This is a genomic window from Sphingomonas turrisvirgatae (genome assembly GCF_001721295.1).
GTDB lineage: Bacteria > Pseudomonadota > Alphaproteobacteria > Sphingomonadales > Sphingomonadaceae > Sphingomonas > Sphingomonas turrisvirgatae.
Map to the genome: position 1 here is coordinate 1 of NZ_MDDS01000065.1, position 1,287 is coordinate 1,287.

General features: G+C 62.8%; 1 protein-coding gene. It reads right to left on the minus strand.

Going from position 1 to position 1,287, the window contains the following annotated elements; all coding sequences use genetic code 11:
* Window positions 1-39: 39 nt before the first annotated feature.
* Window positions 40-1,287, minus strand: a 1,248-nt coding sequence (locus tag BFL28_RS16730; RefSeq protein ID WP_338152260.1) for an IS110 family RNA-guided transposase, incomplete at its 5' end; no start/stop codon positions are given.

Here is a 1,287-nt window from a genome sequence, read left to right on the forward strand (position 1 = left end):
GATCGTACCGTCCGCTTGGCAAGCGGGCGGATCTCGTGGTTAGCTGCGCGCCGCCTGCATCATCTGGCGATGCGGGACGACAGTCTCGGCCTTGAACTGAAAATGCGTGCCGTCACGCCAGATGCCGAACATGATCGTGGCAAGCTTGCGCGCAACGGCAATCCTGGCCTTGTTGAATCCGACCTTCTTGGCCAGTCGGACGCCCCAGTCCTTTAGCGAGGAGAAGGTCTTGGTCGCGGACAGCAGCACAGTTGCGGCGTTGACCAGGTGCGTCCGGGTGAGCCGGTTGCCCATCTTGCTGATGGAGCCGTGGGTCAGGCTCTCACCGGACTGGTATACCCGCGGCGTAAGGCCCAGATACGCCGCGACATCGTCCATCCGACGGAAGCGCGAGGGCTCCTCGATCGCGGTGAAGAACGACAGCGCAGTGATCGCACCGACGCCGGGGATCGCCATGAAACGACGGCATACGGGGTTCTCGCCAGCGAGTGTCTCCAGCTCGGCGTCGATCCTGGCAGCATCGACTTGTAGCCTGGCACAATGATCCAGGATCGGCATGATGCGCGGCCGCAGATCAACGCCTTCGTTATCGACGATGATTAGCAGTTGCTCGACGACGCGCTCACGGAACGTCGCTGCCGACTTGGCACCTGACTCAACCCGTCCACCGTAGACACGAAGCAGGCCGCGGACCACCGCCTCAGTCTGCACCCGCTGCTGAACAAGCCGGTGGCGCAGGATGATCTGCGCGCGCACCTCGAAGCAGGCTGCGCTCTTCACATAGACCTCGGTCAGGTAGTCGCGGCCAGACCGGGTGATCTCGGCGATGCCTCGCGCGTCGTTTGTATCGGTCTTGTTGCGCCGGATCGATAGTACCCGGTGCACCTGCAGCGCATCGAGCACCGACACCTGATAGCCGAGCCGCCTGAGGCCGACCGCCAGGTGACCGCCCATCGCACCGGACTCCAGGCCAATCCGCGCCACATTCGATGCAAAGTTCTTGGCGAGGTACCGGCCCAGCTCGGTCGCGCTGGTCTTCATCGAACACTGGTGCACGATCTGACCATCGCCATCCAGCACGCACACCGATGTCGACTTCATGCCGACATCCAGCCCGATCCAAACCCGAGCGCGCGCCGGTTCAACCTCCGCCGCCTCACGCATCGCCGACAAAGCCGGGTTGGTGATTTTCTTAGCCATCTCGTCCTCCTCATCTTGCAGCAACAGCGCAGCGTTGCCCCGCTTGGATGGGAAGGAAAGGACCTCAGCTAAACCACAACCGGCTTC